This window comes from Streptomyces sp. NPDC021096 (genome assembly GCF_040641275.1).
GTDB lineage: Bacteria > Actinomycetota > Actinomycetes > Streptomycetales > Streptomycetaceae > Streptomyces.
In genome coordinates this window covers 51255-68035 of sequence record NZ_JBFADG010000013.1, presented here as the reverse complement: position 1 = coordinate 68035, position 16781 = coordinate 51255, and the positions used below count along the sequence as shown (strand labels likewise).

The 16781-nt window shown below is 74.1% G+C and carries 16 protein-coding genes and 1 pseudogene; 5 read left to right on the top strand and 12 right to left on the bottom strand.

Features of this window, described 5'->3' with window-relative positions:
- Window positions 1-34 precede the first annotated feature (34 nt).
- Entirely contained in the window at window positions 35-526 is a 492-nt protein-coding gene (locus AB0G59_RS18585; protein ID WP_360912829.1) for an Lrp/AsnC family transcriptional regulator, read from the top strand.
- Here AB0G59_RS18585 and AB0G59_RS18580 read toward each other — a convergent pair.
- From AB0G59_RS18580 to AB0G59_RS18560, 5 genes are all read right to left on the bottom strand, one after another.
- A complete protein-coding gene (locus AB0G59_RS18580; protein ID WP_360912827.1) occupies window positions 471-3554 on the bottom strand; it encodes an SMC family ATPase in 3084 nt (1027 codons plus the stop codon). The two genes, AB0G59_RS18585 and AB0G59_RS18580, sit on opposite strands and share 56 nt — an antisense overlap.
- The gene (locus tag AB0G59_RS18575; protein WP_360912825.1) at window positions 3551-4717 is read right to left on the bottom strand and encodes an exonuclease SbcCD subunit D; all 1167 of its coding nucleotides are present in this window, start codon (window positions 4715-4717) and stop codon (window positions 3551-3553) included. Before AB0G59_RS18575 ends, AB0G59_RS18580 begins: the two co-directional genes overlap by 4 nt.
- A 202-nt stretch (window positions 4718-4919) precedes the next feature.
- The gene (locus tag AB0G59_RS18570) at window positions 4920-6098 is read right to left on the bottom strand and encodes an MAB_1171c family putative transporter (RefSeq protein ID WP_360912823.1); all 1179 of its coding nucleotides are present in this window, start codon (window positions 6096-6098) and stop codon (window positions 4920-4922) included.
- Window positions 6088-6609 carry a hypothetical protein gene (locus AB0G59_RS18565; RefSeq protein WP_360912821.1) on the bottom strand — a complete coding sequence of 174 codons (522 nt, stop codon included), beginning with the start codon at window positions 6607-6609 and terminating at the stop codon, window positions 6088-6090. The genes AB0G59_RS18570 and AB0G59_RS18565 overlap by 11 nt, the downstream gene beginning before the upstream one ends.
- Before the next feature lie 102 nt (window positions 6610-6711).
- On the bottom strand, window positions 6712-7197 hold the full coding sequence (locus AB0G59_RS18560; RefSeq protein ID WP_177338172.1) for a hypothetical protein: 486 nt from the start codon (window positions 7195-7197) through the stop codon (window positions 6712-6714).
- Between the two features lie 217 nt (window positions 7198-7414).
- On the opposite strand from AB0G59_RS18560, the gene AB0G59_RS18555 reads away from it, so the two are divergent.
- On the top strand, window positions 7415-8200 hold the full coding sequence (locus tag AB0G59_RS18555; protein ID WP_360912965.1) for an AfsR/SARP family transcriptional regulator: 786 nt from the start codon (window positions 7415-7417) through the stop codon (window positions 8198-8200).
- Between the two features lie 150 nt (window positions 8201-8350).
- Here the strand turns inward: AB0G59_RS18555 and AB0G59_RS18550 are convergent.
- Together AB0G59_RS18550 and AB0G59_RS18545 are read right to left on the bottom strand one after the other, a co-directional pair.
- Window positions 8351-8821: pseudogene (locus AB0G59_RS18550) on the bottom strand (DedA family protein); the annotation flags it as partial.
- Window positions 8821-9528, bottom strand: coding sequence for a methyltransferase domain-containing protein (locus AB0G59_RS18545; protein WP_071964624.1), 708 nt, complete (start codon window positions 9526-9528; stop codon window positions 8821-8823). The pseudogene AB0G59_RS18550 and the gene AB0G59_RS18545, both read right to left, overlap by 1 nt.
- Window positions 9529-9659: 131 nt before the next feature.
- Between AB0G59_RS18545 and AB0G59_RS18540 the strand changes: the two genes are divergently transcribed.
- Window positions 9660-10802, top strand: a complete 1143-nt coding sequence (locus AB0G59_RS18540; protein ID WP_360912819.1) for a histidine kinase — start codon at window positions 9660-9662, stop codon at window positions 10800-10802.
- Entirely contained in the window at window positions 10799-11449 is a 651-nt protein-coding gene (locus tag AB0G59_RS18535; RefSeq protein ID WP_071964589.1) for a response regulator transcription factor, read from the top strand. Before AB0G59_RS18540 ends, AB0G59_RS18535 begins: the two co-directional genes overlap by 4 nt.
- Window positions 11450-11495: 46 nt before the next feature.
- Here the strand turns inward: AB0G59_RS18535 and AB0G59_RS18530 are convergent, their stop codons facing one another.
- Complete coding sequence (locus tag AB0G59_RS18530; RefSeq protein ID WP_360912816.1) at window positions 11496-11903, bottom strand: CoA-binding protein; 408 nt, start codon at window positions 11901-11903, stop codon at window positions 11496-11498.
- A 74-nt stretch (window positions 11904-11977) separates the two neighbouring features.
- On the opposite strand from AB0G59_RS18530, the gene AB0G59_RS18525 reads away from it, so the two are divergent.
- Entirely contained in the window at window positions 11978-12604 is a 627-nt protein-coding gene (locus AB0G59_RS18525) for a YigZ family protein (RefSeq protein WP_071962211.1), read from the top strand.
- Between the two features lie 86 nt (window positions 12605-12690).
- Here the strand turns inward: AB0G59_RS18525 and AB0G59_RS18520 are convergent, their stop codons facing one another.
- From AB0G59_RS18520 to AB0G59_RS18505, 4 genes are all read right to left on the bottom strand, one after another.
- Window positions 12691-13713 (bottom strand): CinY protein, encoded by a 1023-nt coding sequence (locus tag AB0G59_RS18520; RefSeq protein ID WP_360912814.1) that lies wholly within the window; start codon window positions 13711-13713, stop codon window positions 12691-12693.
- A gap of 99 nt (window positions 13714-13812) precedes the next feature.
- A complete protein-coding gene (locus AB0G59_RS18515; protein WP_360912812.1) occupies window positions 13813-14685 on the bottom strand; it encodes an ABC transporter permease in 873 nt (290 codons plus the stop codon).
- The gene (locus AB0G59_RS18510; RefSeq protein ID WP_360912810.1) at window positions 14682-15740 is read right to left on the bottom strand and encodes an ATP-binding cassette domain-containing protein; all 1059 of its coding nucleotides are present in this window, start codon (window positions 15738-15740) and stop codon (window positions 14682-14684) included. The genes AB0G59_RS18515 and AB0G59_RS18510 overlap by 4 nt, the downstream gene beginning before the upstream one ends.
- Before the next feature lie 46 nt (window positions 15741-15786).
- Window positions 15787-16770: a Nif11-like leader peptide family natural product precursor gene (locus tag AB0G59_RS18505; protein WP_360912808.1), complete on the bottom strand. Its 984-nt coding sequence runs from the start codon at window positions 16768-16770 to the stop codon at window positions 15787-15789.
- Between the last annotated feature and the right edge of the window lie 11 nt (window positions 16771-16781).

Here is a 16781-nt window from a genome sequence, read left to right as displayed (position 1 = left end):
GATGAACAGGGGATTTCACTGCTAGACATCGCACATGACCGGCTATTCCCCTGACGCCACCGACTGGCGCATTCTCGACGCCCTGCAGAGCAACGGGCGCGCGGGCTACGCGGAGTTGGCGCGCACCGTGAACATGTCCTCCAGCGCCGTCACCGAGCGCGTGCGCCGCCTGGAGGAGGCCGGCATCATCGGCGGCTACACCGCCGTCGTGGATCCCGAGCGGCTGGGCATGCCGGTGCTGGCGTTCGTACGGCTCAGGTACCCCAACGGCAACTACAAGCCCTTCCACGACCTGCTGGCCGGGACGCCGGAGATCCTGGAGGCCCACCACGTCACCGGCGACGACTGCTTCGTGATCAAGGTCGCGGCCCGGTCCATGCGCCATCTGGAGGAGGTCGCGGGCCGGATCGGCGCGCTCGGCTCGGTGACCACGAGCGTGGTCTACTCCTCGCCGCTCCCCCGTCGCGCCCTCAGCCGGCGCACCCCGCCGTCCGGTGCCGGACAGCCGAACCCGAGCGCTCCTTGACGACCTGCAGCTGAGCCGGGATGCGCTGGCGCAGGTCGGCGACGTGGCTGACGATGCCGACGGTGCGGTCGCGTTCGCGCAGCGAGTCCAGTACGTCCAGGACCTCGTCCAGGGTCTGCTCGTCGAGGCTGCCGAAGCCCTCGTCGATGAAGAGGGTGTCCAGCCGCATGCCGCCCGCCTCCTCCGTGACCACATCGGCCAGGCCCAGGGCCAGGGACAGCGACGCGAAGAAGGTCTCCCCGCCGGAGAGCGTCGCGGTGTCGCGCTCGCTGCCCGTCCACGCGTCGACGACGTGCAGGCCCAGTCCCGAGCGGCCGCGCCCGGCGGTCCTGGCGTCGGAGTGGACGAGGGTGTAGCGCCCGGCCGACATGCGCTGCAGGCGGGCGGTAGCGGCGGCGGCGACCTGTTCGAGCCGTGCGGCCAGGACGTACGACTCCAGGCGCATCTTCCGCTCGTTGCGGGCGGAGGTGCCGGCCGCCAGCGAGGCGAGCTCGGCCACCCGGTGGTACTCCTCGCGCAGGGGGGCGAGGCGGCGGGCGTCGGCGACGGCCTCGGCGGAGAGCCGGTCCAGGTCCTCGCAGCGGGCGCGCGCGGCGGCCTCCTCGGCGGACGCCTGCCGCAGGAGCCGCGTCGCGGCCCCGGCCGTCGCCACGGCGGCCTCCGGATCGGCGGCCGGCCGTCCCGCGGCCCGGGCCACGGCCGCGTCGGCCAGCTCCGCGGCGACGGCGGCCTCCTCCTGCTGCCACCGCTCCAGCCGCTGCCGCAGCTCGCGCTGCTCGGCGGCGCCCAGCAGGGCGCCGGCCGCCAGCTGAGGGGTGTCGAAGCCGGCGCGGTAGGCGGCGTCGGCGAGCCGGGCGTCGGCCTCCTTGAGGCGGGCGGCCGTGCGCCCGGCCTCCCGGACGGCCTCGGCCGCGGTGGCGAGCCGGGTCAGCCGCTCCTCCAGGAGCTCCGCGCGGCGGGCGACGCTCCCGGCTCCCCCGCGTGCCTGCTCCAGCTCCTCCTCCAGCGCACGCAGTTCGCGGTCGAGGCCCTCGGCGCGCGTGGCGTGCGCGGCGAGCCGCAGCCGCGCCCGTTCCCGTTCGGCGCGGCGCCGCTCGCACTCGCGCTCGGCGGCGTCCTGCGCCTCCCGGGCCTTGTGCAGGTCGGCGCCCGCGGCGTGGGCCTCGGCGAAGGAGCGTTCCAGGGTGTCCAGGTGCGCGGCCAGTTCGCCGACGGTGGCCGGGCCCGCGTCGGCCGTGGCGCCGGCGAGGGCCTCGCGCAGCGGCCTGAGCTCCCGGTCGACGTCGTCGCGGGCGGCGTCGGTGCGCTGGTACGCCTCCAGCGCGGCCTCCTCGGCCGCCCGGTCCACCTGGTCGGCGTCCGCGCGGGCCGGGTCGGGGTGTTCGGTGGCGCCGCAGACCGCGCAGGGGGTGCCGGCGGTCAGGGCGGCGGCCAGCTCGGCGGCGATGCCGCGCAGCCGGCGGTCCTTCAGGTCCAGCCAGTGCTCGCGGGCGGCCGCGGTCCGTTCCCTGGCGTGCAGCAGCCGGGCCTCCGCGTCCTCCACCCGGTGGGCGAGCACGTCGCGCAGCCGGGCGGCCTCCAGGCGCCGCCGGGCCGGGTCGGTCTCCTCGCCGAGGCGTGCGGCGCGGTCGGCCGCCCGCCGGGCCTCCTCGACGCGCCGCTGGTGGGTGTCGCGCGTGGTTTCCCAGGTGGACAGCCAGGCGTCCGTCTCGGTGAGGATCTCCTCGTCCGCGCGGGCCGCGCCGTCCAGCGTGGCGCTCTCGGCGGCGATCGCGGCGGCCCGGGCCTCGGCCCGGCGTGCCGCGGAGAGCGATCCCAGGTCCTCGCGGTGGCGCCGTTCCAGGGACTCGAGCTGCTCGGCCCCGGCGTCGTGGTGCTCCCCGGGGAGCGCCGCGCGGGCCCGTTCCTCGGCGGCGGCCGCCGAGCGGTGGGCCCGCCCGGCCTCCTCGCGCAGCTCCAGCGCGGGGGCCACCGACTCCGCGGCCCGGGCCCGCTCCAGCCGCTCGCGCACCTCGTCGTGGGCGCCGCGCCGCTCCTCCAGGGCCTCGGCGCGGCGGGTGGCGTCGGCGTGCCGGCGCTGCAGCCGGTCGGTCTCCCGTGCCTCGTCGGCGCGGGCATGGGCAGCGCTGTGCGCCTGCTCGGCGGCCAGGACGGCGGCCCGGGCGATGTCCCGCCGCTCGCGTGCGCCCGTACGGGCCAGGGCCGCCCACTCCAGTACGGCCTCGGCCAGTCCGGGGTCGCCGGGCGCGAGCACCTGCGCTGCGGTGCGCTGCGCGGGGACGGCGGCCCGGCCGGGCGCGGACGGCGTCGCGGTGGCCGGTGCGGGGGTGCCCACCTCGGGCAGGGACGGGTCGGCGGCGGCCTGCCGCATGCGGTGGCCGAGGGCGAGCAGCCGTTCGTCGCCGGTGCGCACCTGTGCTTCCGCCGCGCGGCGCAGCTCGGCGAGGCGGTCCTCGACGGCGGCGAAGCGGCCGGTGTCGAAGAGCCGGCCCAGCAGCTTGGCGCGGGCGGCGTCCTCGGCGCGCAGGAAGCGGGCGAAGTCGCCCTGGGGCAGGAGGACGACCTGGCAGAACTGCTCGCGGCTCATGCCGAGCAGCTGCTCGATCTCGGTACCGATCTCCTGGTGCGAGCGGCTCAGCGCCTTCCACCCGCCGCCGCCCGCGGGCTTCTCGCGCAGGGCGCTGTAGGCCTTCTCCTTGGTGACGCCGGTGCCCCGCTTCTTGGGCCGGGGCTGCTCGGGGCGCCGGGTGATCTCCAGCCGGCGGCCGCCGACGGTGAGTTCGAGCACCACCTCGGTGGGGACGGCGGGGTCGGCGTGGTCGCTGCGCAGGGTGAGGCCGCTGCCCTGGCGGGAGCCGGGGACGCCGTTGTAGAGGGCGTAGCAGACGGCGTCGAGGACGGAGGTCTTGCCCGCGCCGGTGGGGCCGTGCAGCAGGAAGAGCCCGGCGGCCGACAGCTCGTCGAAGTCGATGTGCTGGGTGGCGCCGAAGGGCCCGAAGGCGGTGATCGTGAGCCGGTGGAGCCTCATCGGGCGACCTCGTCGAGGGTGTCGTCCAGCCGTACGGAGTCCAGGGCGGCGGTCAGCACCGCGCGCTCGGCCTCGTCGGGGCCCTGTCCGCCGCGTACGTGGGCCACGAAGTCCTCGGCGATCTGCGCTTCGGTGCGGCCCCGCAGCCGCTGGGCGTAGGAGGCGAGAGGGTCCTCGGGGGCCCGGTCGGGTTCGAAGACCAGGCTGACCGTGTGCGGGAAGCGGCGGGCGAGCCGGGCCATGGGCTCCTGGGGGCGCACCGCGTCGGTGAGGGTGGCCTCGATCCAGGCCTGCTCGTGGCGCTCGAGGTCCGGGTCGGCCAGGAGGTCCTCGAGGCGGCCGCGGATGCGGGCGAGCGGGCGCGGCACGGGGCAGTCGACCCGCTCGGCGCCGAGGGTGCCGTCGGCGGCGAGGTCGACGAGCCACATGGTCTTGCGGTGGTCGGCCTCGGAGAAGGAGTAGGCGAGGGGGGAGCCGGAGTAGCGGATCCGGTCGGTGATGGCCTGGCTGCCGTGGAGGTGGCCGAGGGCGGTGTAGTCGATGCCGCGGAAGACCTCGGCGGGGACGGCGGCCACGCCGCCGACGGTGATGTCGCGCTCGCTGTCGCTGGTGGTGCCTCCGGCGACGAAGGCGTGGGCGAGGACGACGGACCGGGTCCCGGCGGACCGGGTGGCGAGGTCGGCGCGGACCCGCTCCATGGCGGCGTCCAGCACGGCCGTGTGTCCGGCCCTGGCGGCGCCGAGCTGCTCGCGCACCAGCGCGGGTTCCAGGTAGGGCAGGCCGTAGAAGGCGACGTCGCCGTGGTCGTCGGAGAGGAGGACGGGGGTGGCGCACCCTGCGGGGTCGGTGCGCAGGTGTATCCCGGCCCGGTCGATGAGGCCGGCGCCGACGCCGAGCCGGCGGGGCGAGTCGTGGTTGCCGGAGATCATGATCGTGGGTACGCCGAGGGCGGCGAGGCGGTGCAGTGCCTCGTCGAAGAGCTCGACGGCGGCGAGTGGGGGTACGGCCCGGTCGTAGACGTCGCCGGCGACGAGGACGGCGTCGACGTCGCGTTCGCGCACGGTCCGCACGAGGTGGCCGAGGAAGTCGCGCTGGGCCGCCAGGAGGTTCACGCGGTGGAAGGACCGTCCCAGGTGCCAGTCCGAGGTGTGCAGCAGTCTCACAGGACGGCTCCGACCCGCATGTTCTCGGTCCCCTCCACTGTCGTCTCCCACCTTGGGCGAATGCCGGGCCTCGGTGGTCCCACCGGCCTCGTCCGCTCCGGGCGGCACGCTGTCCATCACTGCTCACAGTCTCGCATCCGGGCCGGGGGCGAAGGACACGGTTCGCCGGATGTCCCGTCGCCGGCCCGGCCGGTCGCTGTGGTCAGGCGCACTTCCTGTGGTCGTCCCGGGGCAGGGCGCGCGGTGGGGCGAAGGTGAGGGCGGGGGGTGAGGCGTAGGCCTCGGCGAGGCGCAGGAGGAAGATCCGCTCGTCGTCCAGGCTGCCGTGGCCGAGGCCGAGGCCGAGGGGTTCGGGCGGGCGGGCGCCGGTCCGCGGGAGGCCGGCGAGTTTGGCGCGGCGGGCCTCGCGCAGGACGCAGGCGAGCACGGTTGCCTCGGCCGGGGCGGCGCCCCGCGGGGGTGCGGCGGCGACGGCGGCGCGGGTGACGGAGGGGTCGGTGTAGTCGCGCAGGACGAGGATGGCGTCGCGGGTCTCGACGACCTTGCGGTAGGCCAGCAGCTTCCAGGAGTCCCGGGGCCAGAGGATCTCGGTGAGCCGGGGCCGGGTGCGGGCCAGGGCGACGTGCGGGACGGCGTCCACCAGCTCGCGCCACAGCGGCCACAGCCGCCAGACGGTCCTGATGTCGCAGGCCGTCTGCCGCAGGGCGAGGGCCGTCGGGACGAGCACGGCCGCGGCCCGGAGGATGCCGTGCAGGGCCATCAGGAGGGGCTGGTAGCGCAGGAGCGCGTCGGAGGCGGTGAACAGGCCGGCGAAGAGGCGGAGCCAGTACAGGCCGGCGAGGGCCGTGCCGATGCCGAAGAGCCGCAGGCCGAGAGCGAGCGCGGAGCCGCTGCGCCGGCCCCTCGCGTACCGCCAGCACACGGCGACGCAGGCCGCGTTGACGGCCAGGTGGGTGCAGGTCAGGAGCAGCCAGTAGGCGGTGGCGGCGGGCGGCATCGCGGCGAGGGTGCCGTAGGAGCGGTGGGCGCCGGTCGTGGTGCCGAGGACGGCCAGGGTCAGGGCCACCGCGGCGACGGCGCCGCAGGCCCAGGCGCGGATGCGTCGCCCTCCCATGATCGTGACGACGAAGCAGAGGACGGCGCCGGCGGACACGACGCCGGTCAGGCTGCGGACGAGCAGCAGGGCGGGGGCCGGCGGGTCGGTGCCGGGGAGACCGGAGAGCAGGGGCAGGCTCATCGCCAGGGCCGCCGTGGCCACCGCCAGCCACAGCCCTCGCTGCGGAGGGTGGCGCACGGCGGAGGGACATCGCACGATCACCGCGATCCACAGGCAGATCGCGCCGGCGCCCTCCAGGGCGTGGAAGGGGGCGTCAGCGGTCATGGGAGCCGACCACGCCCAGCGCCGCCTGCAGCCTGCCCAGCGCGCCCGGCGGCCGTTCCTCGGTGCAGGCGCGTTCGCTGGTGCGCATGAGGCTGGCGAGCATCTCCGCCTCCTGCTCCTGGCGCGTGGAGTAGTTGGTGCGCGCGAGGAGGCGGCGGATGAGCCGGGGGTCGAGGTCGGCCAGGAGGGCTCCGGTGTGGCCGCCGGCCGGGGCGAGGGAGTGGTGGTCGAAGAGCATGTGCCCGATCTCGTGCAGGACGATGTGCTCCTGGTGCGGGCGGACGGTGTGGCACTCGTGGAAGATGTGGTCGTCGGTGGCGGTGGCCAGCCACAGGCCGCAGGCTCCCGCCATGGCGGCCTGCTCCGGCAGCGGGTGCAGATGGATCGGCCTGCCGCGCTGCTCGCCGAGGTGCGTGCACAGGGCCTCGACGGAGAAGGGCTGGGGCAGGCTGATGCGGGCCAGTAGAGCCCGACAGCGTCGGCGGAGGGCGGCGTCGCTCGTGTACGGCATCTCGGGTTCCCGTTGACCCTTTCTCAGGCAGCGGCGGTAGGCGACGTACGTACGGCGTGGCATCGGTCCTCCAGGCCCACGGGACCGGCGTCGGGTCGTTGACTACCCTGAAGAAGTACGGGTGGCGTCGTCGTCATCGTCGATGGACGACAGGTTCTGGGTCTTGCGCGCCTCGTCCACCATGGCGATCAGAGCGTCCAGGCAGGCGGGCGAGAGTCCGTCCGCGCGCAGGGCGAGGTTGCGGACCTTGGCGTCGCGCAGGGCGACGGCGAGTCTGCGCCGGTCGTCGATGCCCCGGACCGCCTCGTCGTCGAGGAAGTACTCCGGCGGCACGCCGAAGAACTCGGCGAGGACGTCGAGCTGTTCGAGGGTGACGTTGCGCTTCTTGCCGGTGGCCAGTTCCCACAGGTAGGTGCCGGAGATGGTCCTGCCGGTGGTGTCGCGGATCTCCTTGGCCAGGCGCGCGTATCCGGGGCGTCTGCACCCGTCGGGGGTGGCGGTGGCGGCGATCAGTTCGCTGAGCCGCTGGTCGAACGTGCGCAGGAGTGGCCGGTCGTTGTGGTCGGGTGCCTGCTGACTGCCGCTCATGCCCCGTCCCTCTCGTAGGAGTTGCCCGGTCGACGTTTTCTGTCCGCTTGAGCGTATGGATAACGCCAGACAAGCCTGGCATTCATACGCCATAGTTGACAAGCAACTCTGTACGCAACGTACGCTGGCCGACCGAGACATCCGCTTGAGTTGACGGCGGGCACGGCACCCCCCAGCCGCCTTCACGGTGCGGCTCGATGAGCGAAGGGGAGAGTTCATGAGCCGGGAAACATCCTTCCGAGTTCTCGGACCGCTGAGCGTCACGGTGGGCCGAAAAAACGTTTCGCTACCCAGTGGCAGGCAACGATCCCTCCTCGCGGCCCTGCTCGTGCACCCGGGCGGGATCGTCCCGGTCGAGAAGCTCGTCGACCTGGTGTGGGGCGACGAGCTGCCGCACAGCCCGCGCCCCGCCCTCCACACCCTCCTCACCCGGTTACGACAGAGCCTGGACGCAGGCGGCGCGGGGCTGTCCGGACTGCTGCGCACCTCGCCCAGCGGGTACCTGATCGAGGTCCCCGCCGGCTGTCTCGATCTCACTCTTTTCCGCGAATCCGCCACCCGCGCCCGGCTCGCCGCCGAACTCGGCGACCGCGCCCAGGAGCACACCGCCCTCACCGAGGCGCTGGCCCTGTGGCGCGGCCAGCCGCTGGGCGGCGTGCGCTCGGACGCGCTCCACCGGGACGTGGTGCCGGGACTGATGGAGGAGTGGATCCGCGCCATGGAGCGGTACCACGACGTGTGCCTCGCCCTGGGGCGCCACGACGAGATCGTCGGCGACCTGCGGACGCTCACCGCCAAATACCCGCTGCGCGAGAGCCTGTGGCAGCGGCTGATGCTCGCCCTCTACCGCTGCGGCCGCAGGGGCGAGGCCCTGGCCGCGTACGCCGAGGTGAGCGGCTTCTTCCGGGACGAGCTCGGCGTCGACCCCGGGCGCGAACTGCGCCACCTGCACGTTGCGATCCTGCGCACCGACGTCAGCCTGTCGCTGGCGCGCTCGGCCTGAGGCCCGTACCGCCCCGCGCGAGCGGCGGCGGTGCACGAGCAGCCCCACGAGCACGGCCAGCAGGCCGGCGCCGGCCGCGCACAGCACCGGCAGGCCACCGCTCACCGCTGTCAGCCGCTCGTAGGACGCGCCCAGCGCGTACCCCGCCCCGGCCTCCGCGCCCGCCCAGACCAGGCCCGCCAGCAGGCTGTACGGCGCCAGGCGCCGGTACGGCATGCCGGCCGCACCCGCCAGGTGCGGCGCGAAGGTCCGTACGACCGGCACGAAGCGGCACACCAGCAGCGCGGGGCCGCCGCGGCGCTGGAGCACCGACCAGGCCCGCTCCCAGGCCGCTTCGGGCAGCCGCCGCCCCAGCCGGCTGCGCCGCAGCCCGGGGCCGAGGCGGCGCCCGGTGCGCTGCGCGAGCAGATCACCGGTCACCACCCCGGCCGTGGCGCACAGCACCACCAGCGGCAGCCGCAGCGTCCCGTCCTGGGCGAGGACCCCGGCGCACAGCATCAGGCTGAGCGTCGGCACGAACGAACCGAGCAGCAGCACCGATTCCAGGAGCACCAGGCCGAACACGACCGCGTACGCGGCCGTCGGCGGCACCCCTTGCAGCAGCTCGTCCGCGGTCGGCATCAGGCCGCGTCCGCCCGGGTGGCGTGCTCGGGGGCGCGCACGTGCCACACCCGGGCGGGCGGGATATTGCGCCACACGACGCTGTGCCGGCTGGCGTACCGGCGCGTGAACTCGTGCAGCAGGTCGTTGACTTCGCGGTGGCGGGCGGACTCCTTGCGGCTGCTCAGCAGGGAGCGGGTGGCGTGGGTGCCGAGGTAGCCGAAGAACGTCAAGTGACCGCCGGGTACGAGCACGGACAGGTAACGGTCCAGGATCGCCTTGACGGTGTCCGGTTCGAAGTTGGTGAAGGGCAGGCAGGAGACGATGACGTCGTAGCTGTGGTCGATGCGCATCTCGGTGATGGACTCGGGGATGATCCGGATGCGGTCGGAAGCGGCCGACATGGCGGGATCGGTGCGCAGCGCGCCGTTGAGAATCTCGACGAAGCGGGGGTTGATCTCGACGACGTCGAGCCGGTCGGCGGGACCGACGGCCCCGGCCAGCACGCGCGTCACCGGTCCCGTGCCGGCCCCGACCTCCAGTACCGCGGTGGGGCGGCGCAGTCTGCTCGCGGGGGCCAGCGGGGCGGCCAGCCGCTCCGCGAGCTGCCTGCTGCTGGGCGCGATGGCGCCGGTGGTACGGAAGGTGCGGGTCGCCTCACGGAGAAAGGCCAGCCCGGCAGCCGAACGCGGCTGTGCGGGCGTGGAGTTGGCTTGCGTCAGATCCATGACCATGAAACTAGGGGCCCGCGCGGGCCGCACCATCGGCCGTTGTGCGACGCTCGATCAGTACGAAAGTAGGGGGTAGCGTAGGCCGACTGGCGGAGGGACCGGAAACGTTGGCTGACTACGATTTACCCGTGCTGAGTGCGGACGACCGAAGGTGGCCGGGATGGGCGGAGGCGCTGCTGATCGCGGCCGTGGGCGTGCTGGCGGTGCAGAACGCCTATGTGGGCGCCGGCGCCACGCTGTTCGGCCCGGACACGGCCGTCGCCGCGGTGGGCAGCCTGTCGCTGGCGGTGCGCTATCGCGTCCCGGTGGTCACGGTCGTGGTGACGGTCGCCGCCGCGATCGCGGTCGGCGCGCTGCTGCCGCTGCTGGTGATGCTCTTCTACCTCGCCTCGCGCGGCTGGCGCGCGCTGGGATGCGCGTGCGCGGCGGTGGCACTGGCGGGCAACTGGTTCGCCCAGCCGGAGCAGTTGCTGTGGACCACCCGGGCCTACGGTCCGGTCCTGCCGTTCGCCCTCGTGATGGTGCTCGGGCTGTGGGTCGACAGCCGTAGACGACTGGTCGCGAGCCTGACGGCGCAGGTCGACCATCTGCGCATCGAGCGCGAACTGCGCGCCAAGCAGGCCCGGTTGAGCGAGCGCGCCCGCATCGCCGCCGAGATGCACGACGTGCTCGCCCACCGGCTGAGCCTGCTCGCCCTGCACGCGGGCGCCCTGCAGCGGCGCGCCGCCTCCCTTCCCGAGCCCGTCGCCGACCGGCTGGCGCTGCTGCGCACGACGTCCACGGAGGCGCTGGGCGATCTGCGCGACGTGCTGGGCGTCCTGCGCGACCCCGACCACCCCGAGCTGCAGGGCCAGCGCGTCCCGGGGCTGCGGGAGCTGCCCGCGCTGTTCGACGAGGCGCGGGCGGCGGGCCAGGAGATCGAGGCGGTCGTGGAGGGCACGGCCGCGCCGCTGCCGGCCAGCCACCGGCTCGCCGTCCACCGCCTGGTGCAGGAGGCGCTGACCAACGCCCGCAAGCACGCCCCGGGCGCCCCGGTCCACGTCACGGTGCGCTACGGCCCGCCGGCCTCCACCGTCGAGGTGCGCAACCGGGCCGGCGCCCCCTCCCCCGAGGGGGCGCCGGTCAGCAGCGGCTACGGCCTGGTCGGGCTGGCCGAACGGGTCACCGCCCTGGGCGGCCGGCTGGACTACGGTCCGGCCGGGGGCGGCGGCTGGAGCATCGCCGCGGACATTCCCCTCGAAGACCACCACCTCGCGCCGGGAGCGGCATGATCCGTACATTGATCGTCGACGACGACAGCCTGGTCCGGCTGGCCCTCGCCGACATCCTCGACGACGTCCCCGGCATAGAGGTGGTGGCCCAGGCGGGCGACGGCCTGGAGGCCGTCGAACGGGCCGGTTCCCTGCGCGTGGACGTGGCCCTGATGGACGTCCGCATGCCCCGCATGGACGGCATAGCGGCCACGGAGCGGCTGCGCGCCCTGCCCTGCCCGCCGGAGGTCGTCATGCTGACGACCTTCGACCTGGACCAGTACGTGTACGACGCGCTGGCCGCCGGCGCCTCGGGGTTCCTGCTCAAGGACACCGACCCGGCCGAGATCATCCGCGCGATACAGGTCGTCGCCGCGGGCCAGGCCATGCTCCACCCGGCCGCCGCCCGCCGCTTGGTGGACCGCTACCACCGCACGGCCTCCCGCGACTCCCAGGCCGCCCAGCTGCGCGTGGGCCGGCTGACCCCGCGCGAGGCCGATGTCCTCGGGCTCCTGGCGGGCGGGGCGTCCAACGCCGAGATAGCCGAGGGCCTGGGCATGCGGGAGAGCACGGTCAAGGCCCACGTCAGCCGCATCCTGGCCGCCCTGGAGGTCGGCAACAGGGTGCAGGCGGCCCTGTGCGCCCGGGATGCGGGGCTGGTGGTGTGAGGTGGGGCGGGCGGGGGCGTGCGGTGCGCGCTCCCGCCCGCGGCGGTCAGCGCAGCCGGGGAATCTCGATCGCCGGGCAGCGATCCATGATCATCAGCAGGCCCGCGGCCCGTGCGCGGTCGTAGGCCCCCTCGTCGATGACGCCGAGCTGGAACCACAGCGCCTTCGCGCCGACGGCGACGGCCTCGTCGGCGACGGCGCCCGCGAGCTCGGATCTGACGAAGACGTCGACCACGTCGACGGGGAAGGGGATGTCGGCGAGGGAGGCGTATCCCCGCTCGCCGTGGACCGTCTCCGCCCTGGGATGGACGGGCACGACGCGCTTGCCGTGGCGCTGGAGCACCTCCGCGACGCGGTAGGCCGCGCGCTGCTCGTTGGCCGACAGACCGACAACCGCCCAGGTGTCGCCGGTCCCCTCGATGATCTTCCGGATGATCCCCGGTTCTGCGTACATGCCGGCTCAACGAGCGAGATCACCGGAGCATTCCCGGGCGCGGGGGGACGTCTCGGCGGGATTAGGCTTACGGGATGCAGGACGAGTACCGGACGGTCGCGCTCGAGGGCGAGCACGAGATCGAGATCAGCAGGTCGCGCTTCATCTGCGCGCTCGCGCCCGCCGCCACCGAGGAGGAGGCGCAGGCGTTCGTCGCGCGTATCCGCAAGGAGCACCCCACCGCCCGGCACCACTGCTGGGCGTACGTCATCGGCGCCGACGGCTCGGTGCAGAAGGCGAGCGACGACGGCGAGCCCGGGGGCACGGCGGGCGTGCCCATGCTGCAGATGCTCGTGCGGCGCGACATGCGCTACGTCGTCGCCGTGGTCACCCGCTACTTCGGCGGCGTCAAGCTCGGCGCCGGCGGCCTGATCCGGGCCTACGGCGGGGTGGTCGGCGAGGCGCTCGACACCCTGGGCACCGTGACCCGGCGGCGCTTCCGGCTGGCGACGGTCACGGTCGACCACCAGCGGGCCGGCAAGCTGGAGAACGAACTGCGGGCCACCGGGCGGGACGTGCGCGAGGTGTCCTACGGGGCGGGCGTGCGGATCGGGATCGGACTGCCCGAGGCGGACGTGGAGGGGTTCAGGGCCTGGCTGGCGGACACCACGGCCGGCTCGGCGGTGCTGGAGCTCGGCGGCGAGGCGTACGGCGACGCCTGAGCGCGGCGGGACGGCCGCGGCGCCCGGTACGCACCTGCCGGCCCGGGGCGGCCGGGCCGGCAGGCGGATCGGGGTGGAGGCAAGGGTCAGCGGCAGTCGCGCACGGGGTTGTCGTGCGTCAGGACGCAGCCGATGCGCGCACCCTTGTCCTGGCCGTAGCGCTCGGTCAGCGAGGCGCGGAAGTCGGCCCACTGACGACGGGTGTCGGCGATCGCGCCCTTGACGGCGCGGTCGAAGTTGCCGGTGATCCGGCCGCGGTTGGTGGTCGGGTCACTGGTGGCGCCGGTGGCCGGATCGATCAGGCCGGTGTCCTTGTTGAGGGTGGAGTGCGTGACCCGGCTCGAGCAGCCGAAGGGGTTGAGCGAGAAGCAGCCGGTGGACAGCTGCGCCGGCACCGAGGAGGCGGCCGGCGGCCGGCCGCTCTTGAGGGCGAGCAGCGGGGACGGGCCGCTCATGTTCAGGCCGGGCGGGTTGGCGACGCCGACGGCCTGGTTGGGGTCCGCCTTGTCGGCCCAGTTGCTGTGCGAGTAGAAGTCCTGCACGCCGTGCAGCGCGCGGCCGAAGCCCTCGATGGCGTTGCACTTGCCGCGCCCGGGGACGCCGCCCGTGAAGGTGCAGTCCGTGGACAGGTCGCTGTTGCCCGGTGAGACGGTGCCGTCGCCGTTCAGGGTGGCGGAACCCGCGGAGACCCCCTGGCCGAAACGTCCCTGCAGCTTGGATATGCAGGCGATGAGCTGGTCGCTGGCCTGCTGCCGGGTGCGGGGGTAGCCGGAGGCCGTGAGGAAGTCGGCGTCGTCGCAGTGCGCCTCGGGGGTGAAGATCTCGTCCGAGTCGGGCGAGCCCACGGCCCCGAACGTGCCGGTGTGGCCCGCCACTTGGTCGATCGAGCGCGGCTCGAAACACGTCCCGTCGGATGCCTGGCCGGGCGCGCAGGCGAGCGCCGCCCGGGTGATGCGCTCGTGCTCGGCACGCTGCCCGAGCGAGTTGATCGTGCCGAACGCCTGCGCCTCGCCGGCCTGGACCGTGAGCAGCATCGGGGCCGCGAGCGAAGCGGTGCCCATGAGCAGAGCGGTACGGCGGCGCAGCGAAAGGCGTCTGGTGGTGCGCATGGTGCGGTCTCCTCTGATCGGTTCGGCGCTACGGTCGTGAGCGATGATCCACGGTTGGGTCGCCCGGGACGACGGCGTTTTCAGTCGCTTCGTGGGACTTCAGTCGGTCCGTGCGAAGCGGCGGGCGGCCACCGCCAGGGCCGCCGCGGAGAACGCGGCCACCAGGGCCACCGACAGCCCCGGCGGGACGTCCCAGCCTCCCCAGGAGACCGGGTCGAAGAACGGCGCCCCCGACGCCCCGGCCGCCGGGGCGGGGTGGAACGCGGTGATCGTCTGCCGCATGGCGTCGACGGCGTACGTCAGGGGGTTGATGAGGGTGAGCGAGGCCATCCAGGCAGGCATGGCGCTGACGGGGAACATCAGCCCCGACAGGAAGACCATGGGGGCCGTCAGGACCGTCAGCGCGGTGTGGAACGTCTGGATCCGCTGGATCCTGACCGCGATCACCGCGCCCATGACCGTCATCGCGAGGGAGGCGAGGAGCAGTTCGGCCAGCAGGGCGGCGAAGAGGTCGATCCGGTACGGCACGCCCACGAGCCCGGCGCTGGCCAGGACGACCGCGCCCTGGCACGCCGCGACGGTGGCGCCGCCGAGGCACTTGCCGATCAGCAGGGTGCTGCGGTGGACGGGCGCCACGAGCATCTCGCGCAGGAACCCGCTCTGCCGGTCCCAGACGATGGACGCGCCCACCGAGATGGCCGGGGCCTGAGCCGCCATCACCAGCACGCCGGGGAAGAGGAAGATCATGTAGTCGTCGGAGGATCCGGCGCCGCTGAACATCCGGGACAGGCCGATGCCCAGCACGTACAGGAACAGCAGCGGTTGCAGCAGGGACACGGCGATCCCGGCGCGCGAGCGCAGGAAGTGGATCATCTCGCGTCGCCACACCATGGTGCCGGCGCGCCATTCGGCGGCGATGCGGCCGGTTTCGCGGGGGGCGGCGGCCGGCAGTGCGGCCGTGGCGTGCGTCATGCGCCGGCTCCTGAGTCGTCGCGGATTCCGCGCCCCGTGTGGTGGAGGAACACGTCGTCGAGGCTGGGGCGGGTGACGGTCACCTCGTAGACGGCCACGTCGAGGGCGGCGCACAGCGCCGGGACGAGCCTGGCGCCCTCCGCGACCTTGACGCTGAGGCCGGCCGGGCCGTGGACGGGGTCGAGGCCGAAGCGTGTCCGCAGCAGCGCGGCCGCGGCGACGTCGTCGCCCGTGCGCAGGTCCACGCGGTCGGCCCCGATGACCGACTTCAGCTCGGCCGGGCTGCCCTGGGCGACGATCCTGCCGTCGTCGATGATGGCGATGCGGTCGCACTGCTCGGCCTCGTCGAGGTAGTGCGTGGTCAGGAAGATCGTGGTGGCCTCGCGTTCGCGGATCTCGGCCAGGTGCGTCCACACCTGGGCCCGGGTCTGCGGGTCGAGGCCGATGGTCGGCTCGTCGAGGAAGAGCAGCCGCGGCCGGTGCAGCAGCCCGCGTGCGATCTCCAGCCGGCGCTGCATGCCGCCGGAGAAGGTGCGCACGAGGCTGCCGCCGCGGGCCGCGAGGCCGACGAGTTCGAGCATGGCGGTGATGCGCTCGCTCAGCCCGGCGCGCGGCAGGGCGTAGAGGTCGGCGTGGAAGCGCAGGTTCTCCACGGCCGTCAGCTCCGGGTCGAGCGTGGTCTCCTGGAAGACCAGCCCGAGGTTGCGGCGCACCTGCTGGGGGGCGGTGCGGGTGTCGTGGCCGGCGATCTCGATCCGGCCCGAGGTGGGCGTGGCCAGGGTGGTCAGCATGGAGATCGTCGTGGTCTTGCCCGCCCCGTTGGGGCCGAGGAAGCCGAAGGTCTCGCCCTGGGCGACGGTCAGGTCGATGCCGCGCACCGCTTCCACGCCCGCGTACGTCTTGCCCAACCCTCTGGCCAGGATGGCCGGCGGGCCGGGCCGCGCGGACCGGGGCCCGGCCGCGGTCCCGTCGGCCGGCGCCGGCCCGTCGGGCTCGCGCGCGGGCCCGCCGTCCGCCACCGGCTTGCGCGCGGTCCGCGGTCCTGCTCCGAACATCGCTCCTCCTTGGTGCCCCGCGGTGCGCGCGGCGACGGGTGCGGGGTCAGCCGTGGTGGCGGAGGGCATCCATCCAGTTCTCCGGCACGACATAGCCGAAGCTCCAGCGGTGCCGGTCCGTGGGGTTGGCGATGCAGTGCCAGAACAGCTTCTCCGGGTCCTGCTCGACCTTGAAGAACCGCACGATGCGCGGGCTCTCGCGCAGTGTGACGATCTCCCGGGTGCGCGGGTGGAGGTAGCGGAAGAACGAGGTCCGGTCGGGGTCGGCGAAGGGCCGGTCGACGTCCACCAGGTACATGCGCCATCCCGGCTGGTCGGCGTTGGTGTGCCACAGCCGGTAGCTGGACGGCGGGTACCACATGGAGCCCGAGCAGCGCACGTCGCCGCCGAAGAGGTTCTCCAGGGCCGCCACGACCCTGGTCTTCGCCGCGAAGTACTCCTCGTAGCCGGGGTAGTCGACGTGTTCGTCGAGGTTGAGGAGGTGGAAGTCCCGCCGGGGTGCGTCCGGTGCGGCAGCTGTGTCCTCGGCGTCCCGCCAGCCCCGCCCGGCGAGCTCCTGGTGCCAGGCCTGGTAGGCGGGGTCGGCGGGGGACATCGAGATCGTCCGCATGTCCTCGTCGCGGTAGCGGGCGGCGAAGCGGTCCGGTCCGACGGAGGGCGGCATGACCTTGAGCTTGGGGAGCTCCGCGACGACGGGTGCGAACTCGGGGAGCTCGTCCAGGCGGTACTCGTAGTGGGCGAAGCTGGTGGCGCCGGCCTCCGGGCCGGCCGTGGCGGCCCTGCCGGCGTTGCCGGGCGAGGAGCCGTTCTGCCCCGGCGCGCTCGCGCTCTCCCCGGGCGCCGCGGCACCGGCCGGCGGGGCGCCGAAGGACATGGCCTTCGTCAGGAACTCCTCGGCGGTGAAGCCGTATCCGTGGCGGTGGCCGAGCTTGACGATCTCCGGTATCTCCGTGACCGCCTTCATCTCCCGGCCGAAGCGGTCGGGGTCGAGGGCGTCGCGCAGGAATTCCTCGCAGGTCTTCAGGGCCATGGTGGAGCGAC

Bases quoted from the DNA above. Each gene is read 5' to 3' on its own strand.
- AB0G59_RS18520 (WP_360912814.1), bottom strand. From the start codon at position 13,713: ATGCGCACCACCAGACGCCTTTCGCTGCGCCGCCGTACCGCTCTGCTC.
- AB0G59_RS18565 (WP_360912821.1), bottom strand. From the start codon at position 6,609: ATGCCGTACACGAGCGACGCCGCCCTCCGCCGACGCTGTCGGGCTCTA.
- AB0G59_RS18505 (WP_360912808.1), bottom strand. From the start codon at position 16,770: ATGGCCCTGAAGACCTGCGAGGAATTCCTGCGCGACGCCCTCGACCCC.
- AB0G59_RS18530 (WP_360912816.1), bottom strand. From the start codon at position 11,903: ATGTACGCAGAACCGGGGATCATCCGGAAGATCATCGAGGGGACCGGC.
- AB0G59_RS18555 (WP_360912965.1), top strand. From the start codon at position 7,415: ATGAGCCGGGAAACATCCTTCCGAGTTCTCGGACCGCTGAGCGTCACG.
- AB0G59_RS18525 (WP_071962211.1), top strand. From the start codon at position 11,978: ATGCAGGACGAGTACCGGACGGTCGCGCTCGAGGGCGAGCACGAGATC.
- AB0G59_RS18570 (WP_360912823.1), bottom strand. From the start codon at position 6,098: ATGACCGCTGACGCCCCCTTCCACGCCCTGGAGGGCGCCGGCGCGATC.
- AB0G59_RS18545 (WP_071964624.1), bottom strand. From the start codon at position 9,528: ATGGATCTGACGCAAGCCAACTCCACGCCCGCACAGCCGCGTTCGGCT.
- AB0G59_RS18580 (WP_360912827.1), bottom strand. From the start codon at position 3,554: ATGAGGCTCCACCGGCTCACGATCACCGCCTTCGGGCCCTTCGGCGCC.
- AB0G59_RS18560 (WP_177338172.1), bottom strand. From the start codon at position 7,197: ATGAGCGGCAGTCAGCAGGCACCCGACCACAACGACCGGCCACTCCTG.
- AB0G59_RS18535 (WP_071964589.1), top strand. From the start codon at position 10,799: ATGATCCGTACATTGATCGTCGACGACGACAGCCTGGTCCGGCTGGCC.
- AB0G59_RS18510 (WP_360912810.1), bottom strand. From the start codon at position 15,740: ATGTTCGGAGCAGGACCGCGGACCGCGCGCAAGCCGGTGGCGGACGGC.
- AB0G59_RS18515 (WP_360912812.1), bottom strand. From the start codon at position 14,685: ATGACGCACGCCACGGCCGCACTGCCGGCCGCCGCCCCCCGCGAAACC.
- AB0G59_RS18585 (WP_360912829.1), top strand. From the start codon at position 35: ATGACCGGCTATTCCCCTGACGCCACCGACTGGCGCATTCTCGACGCC.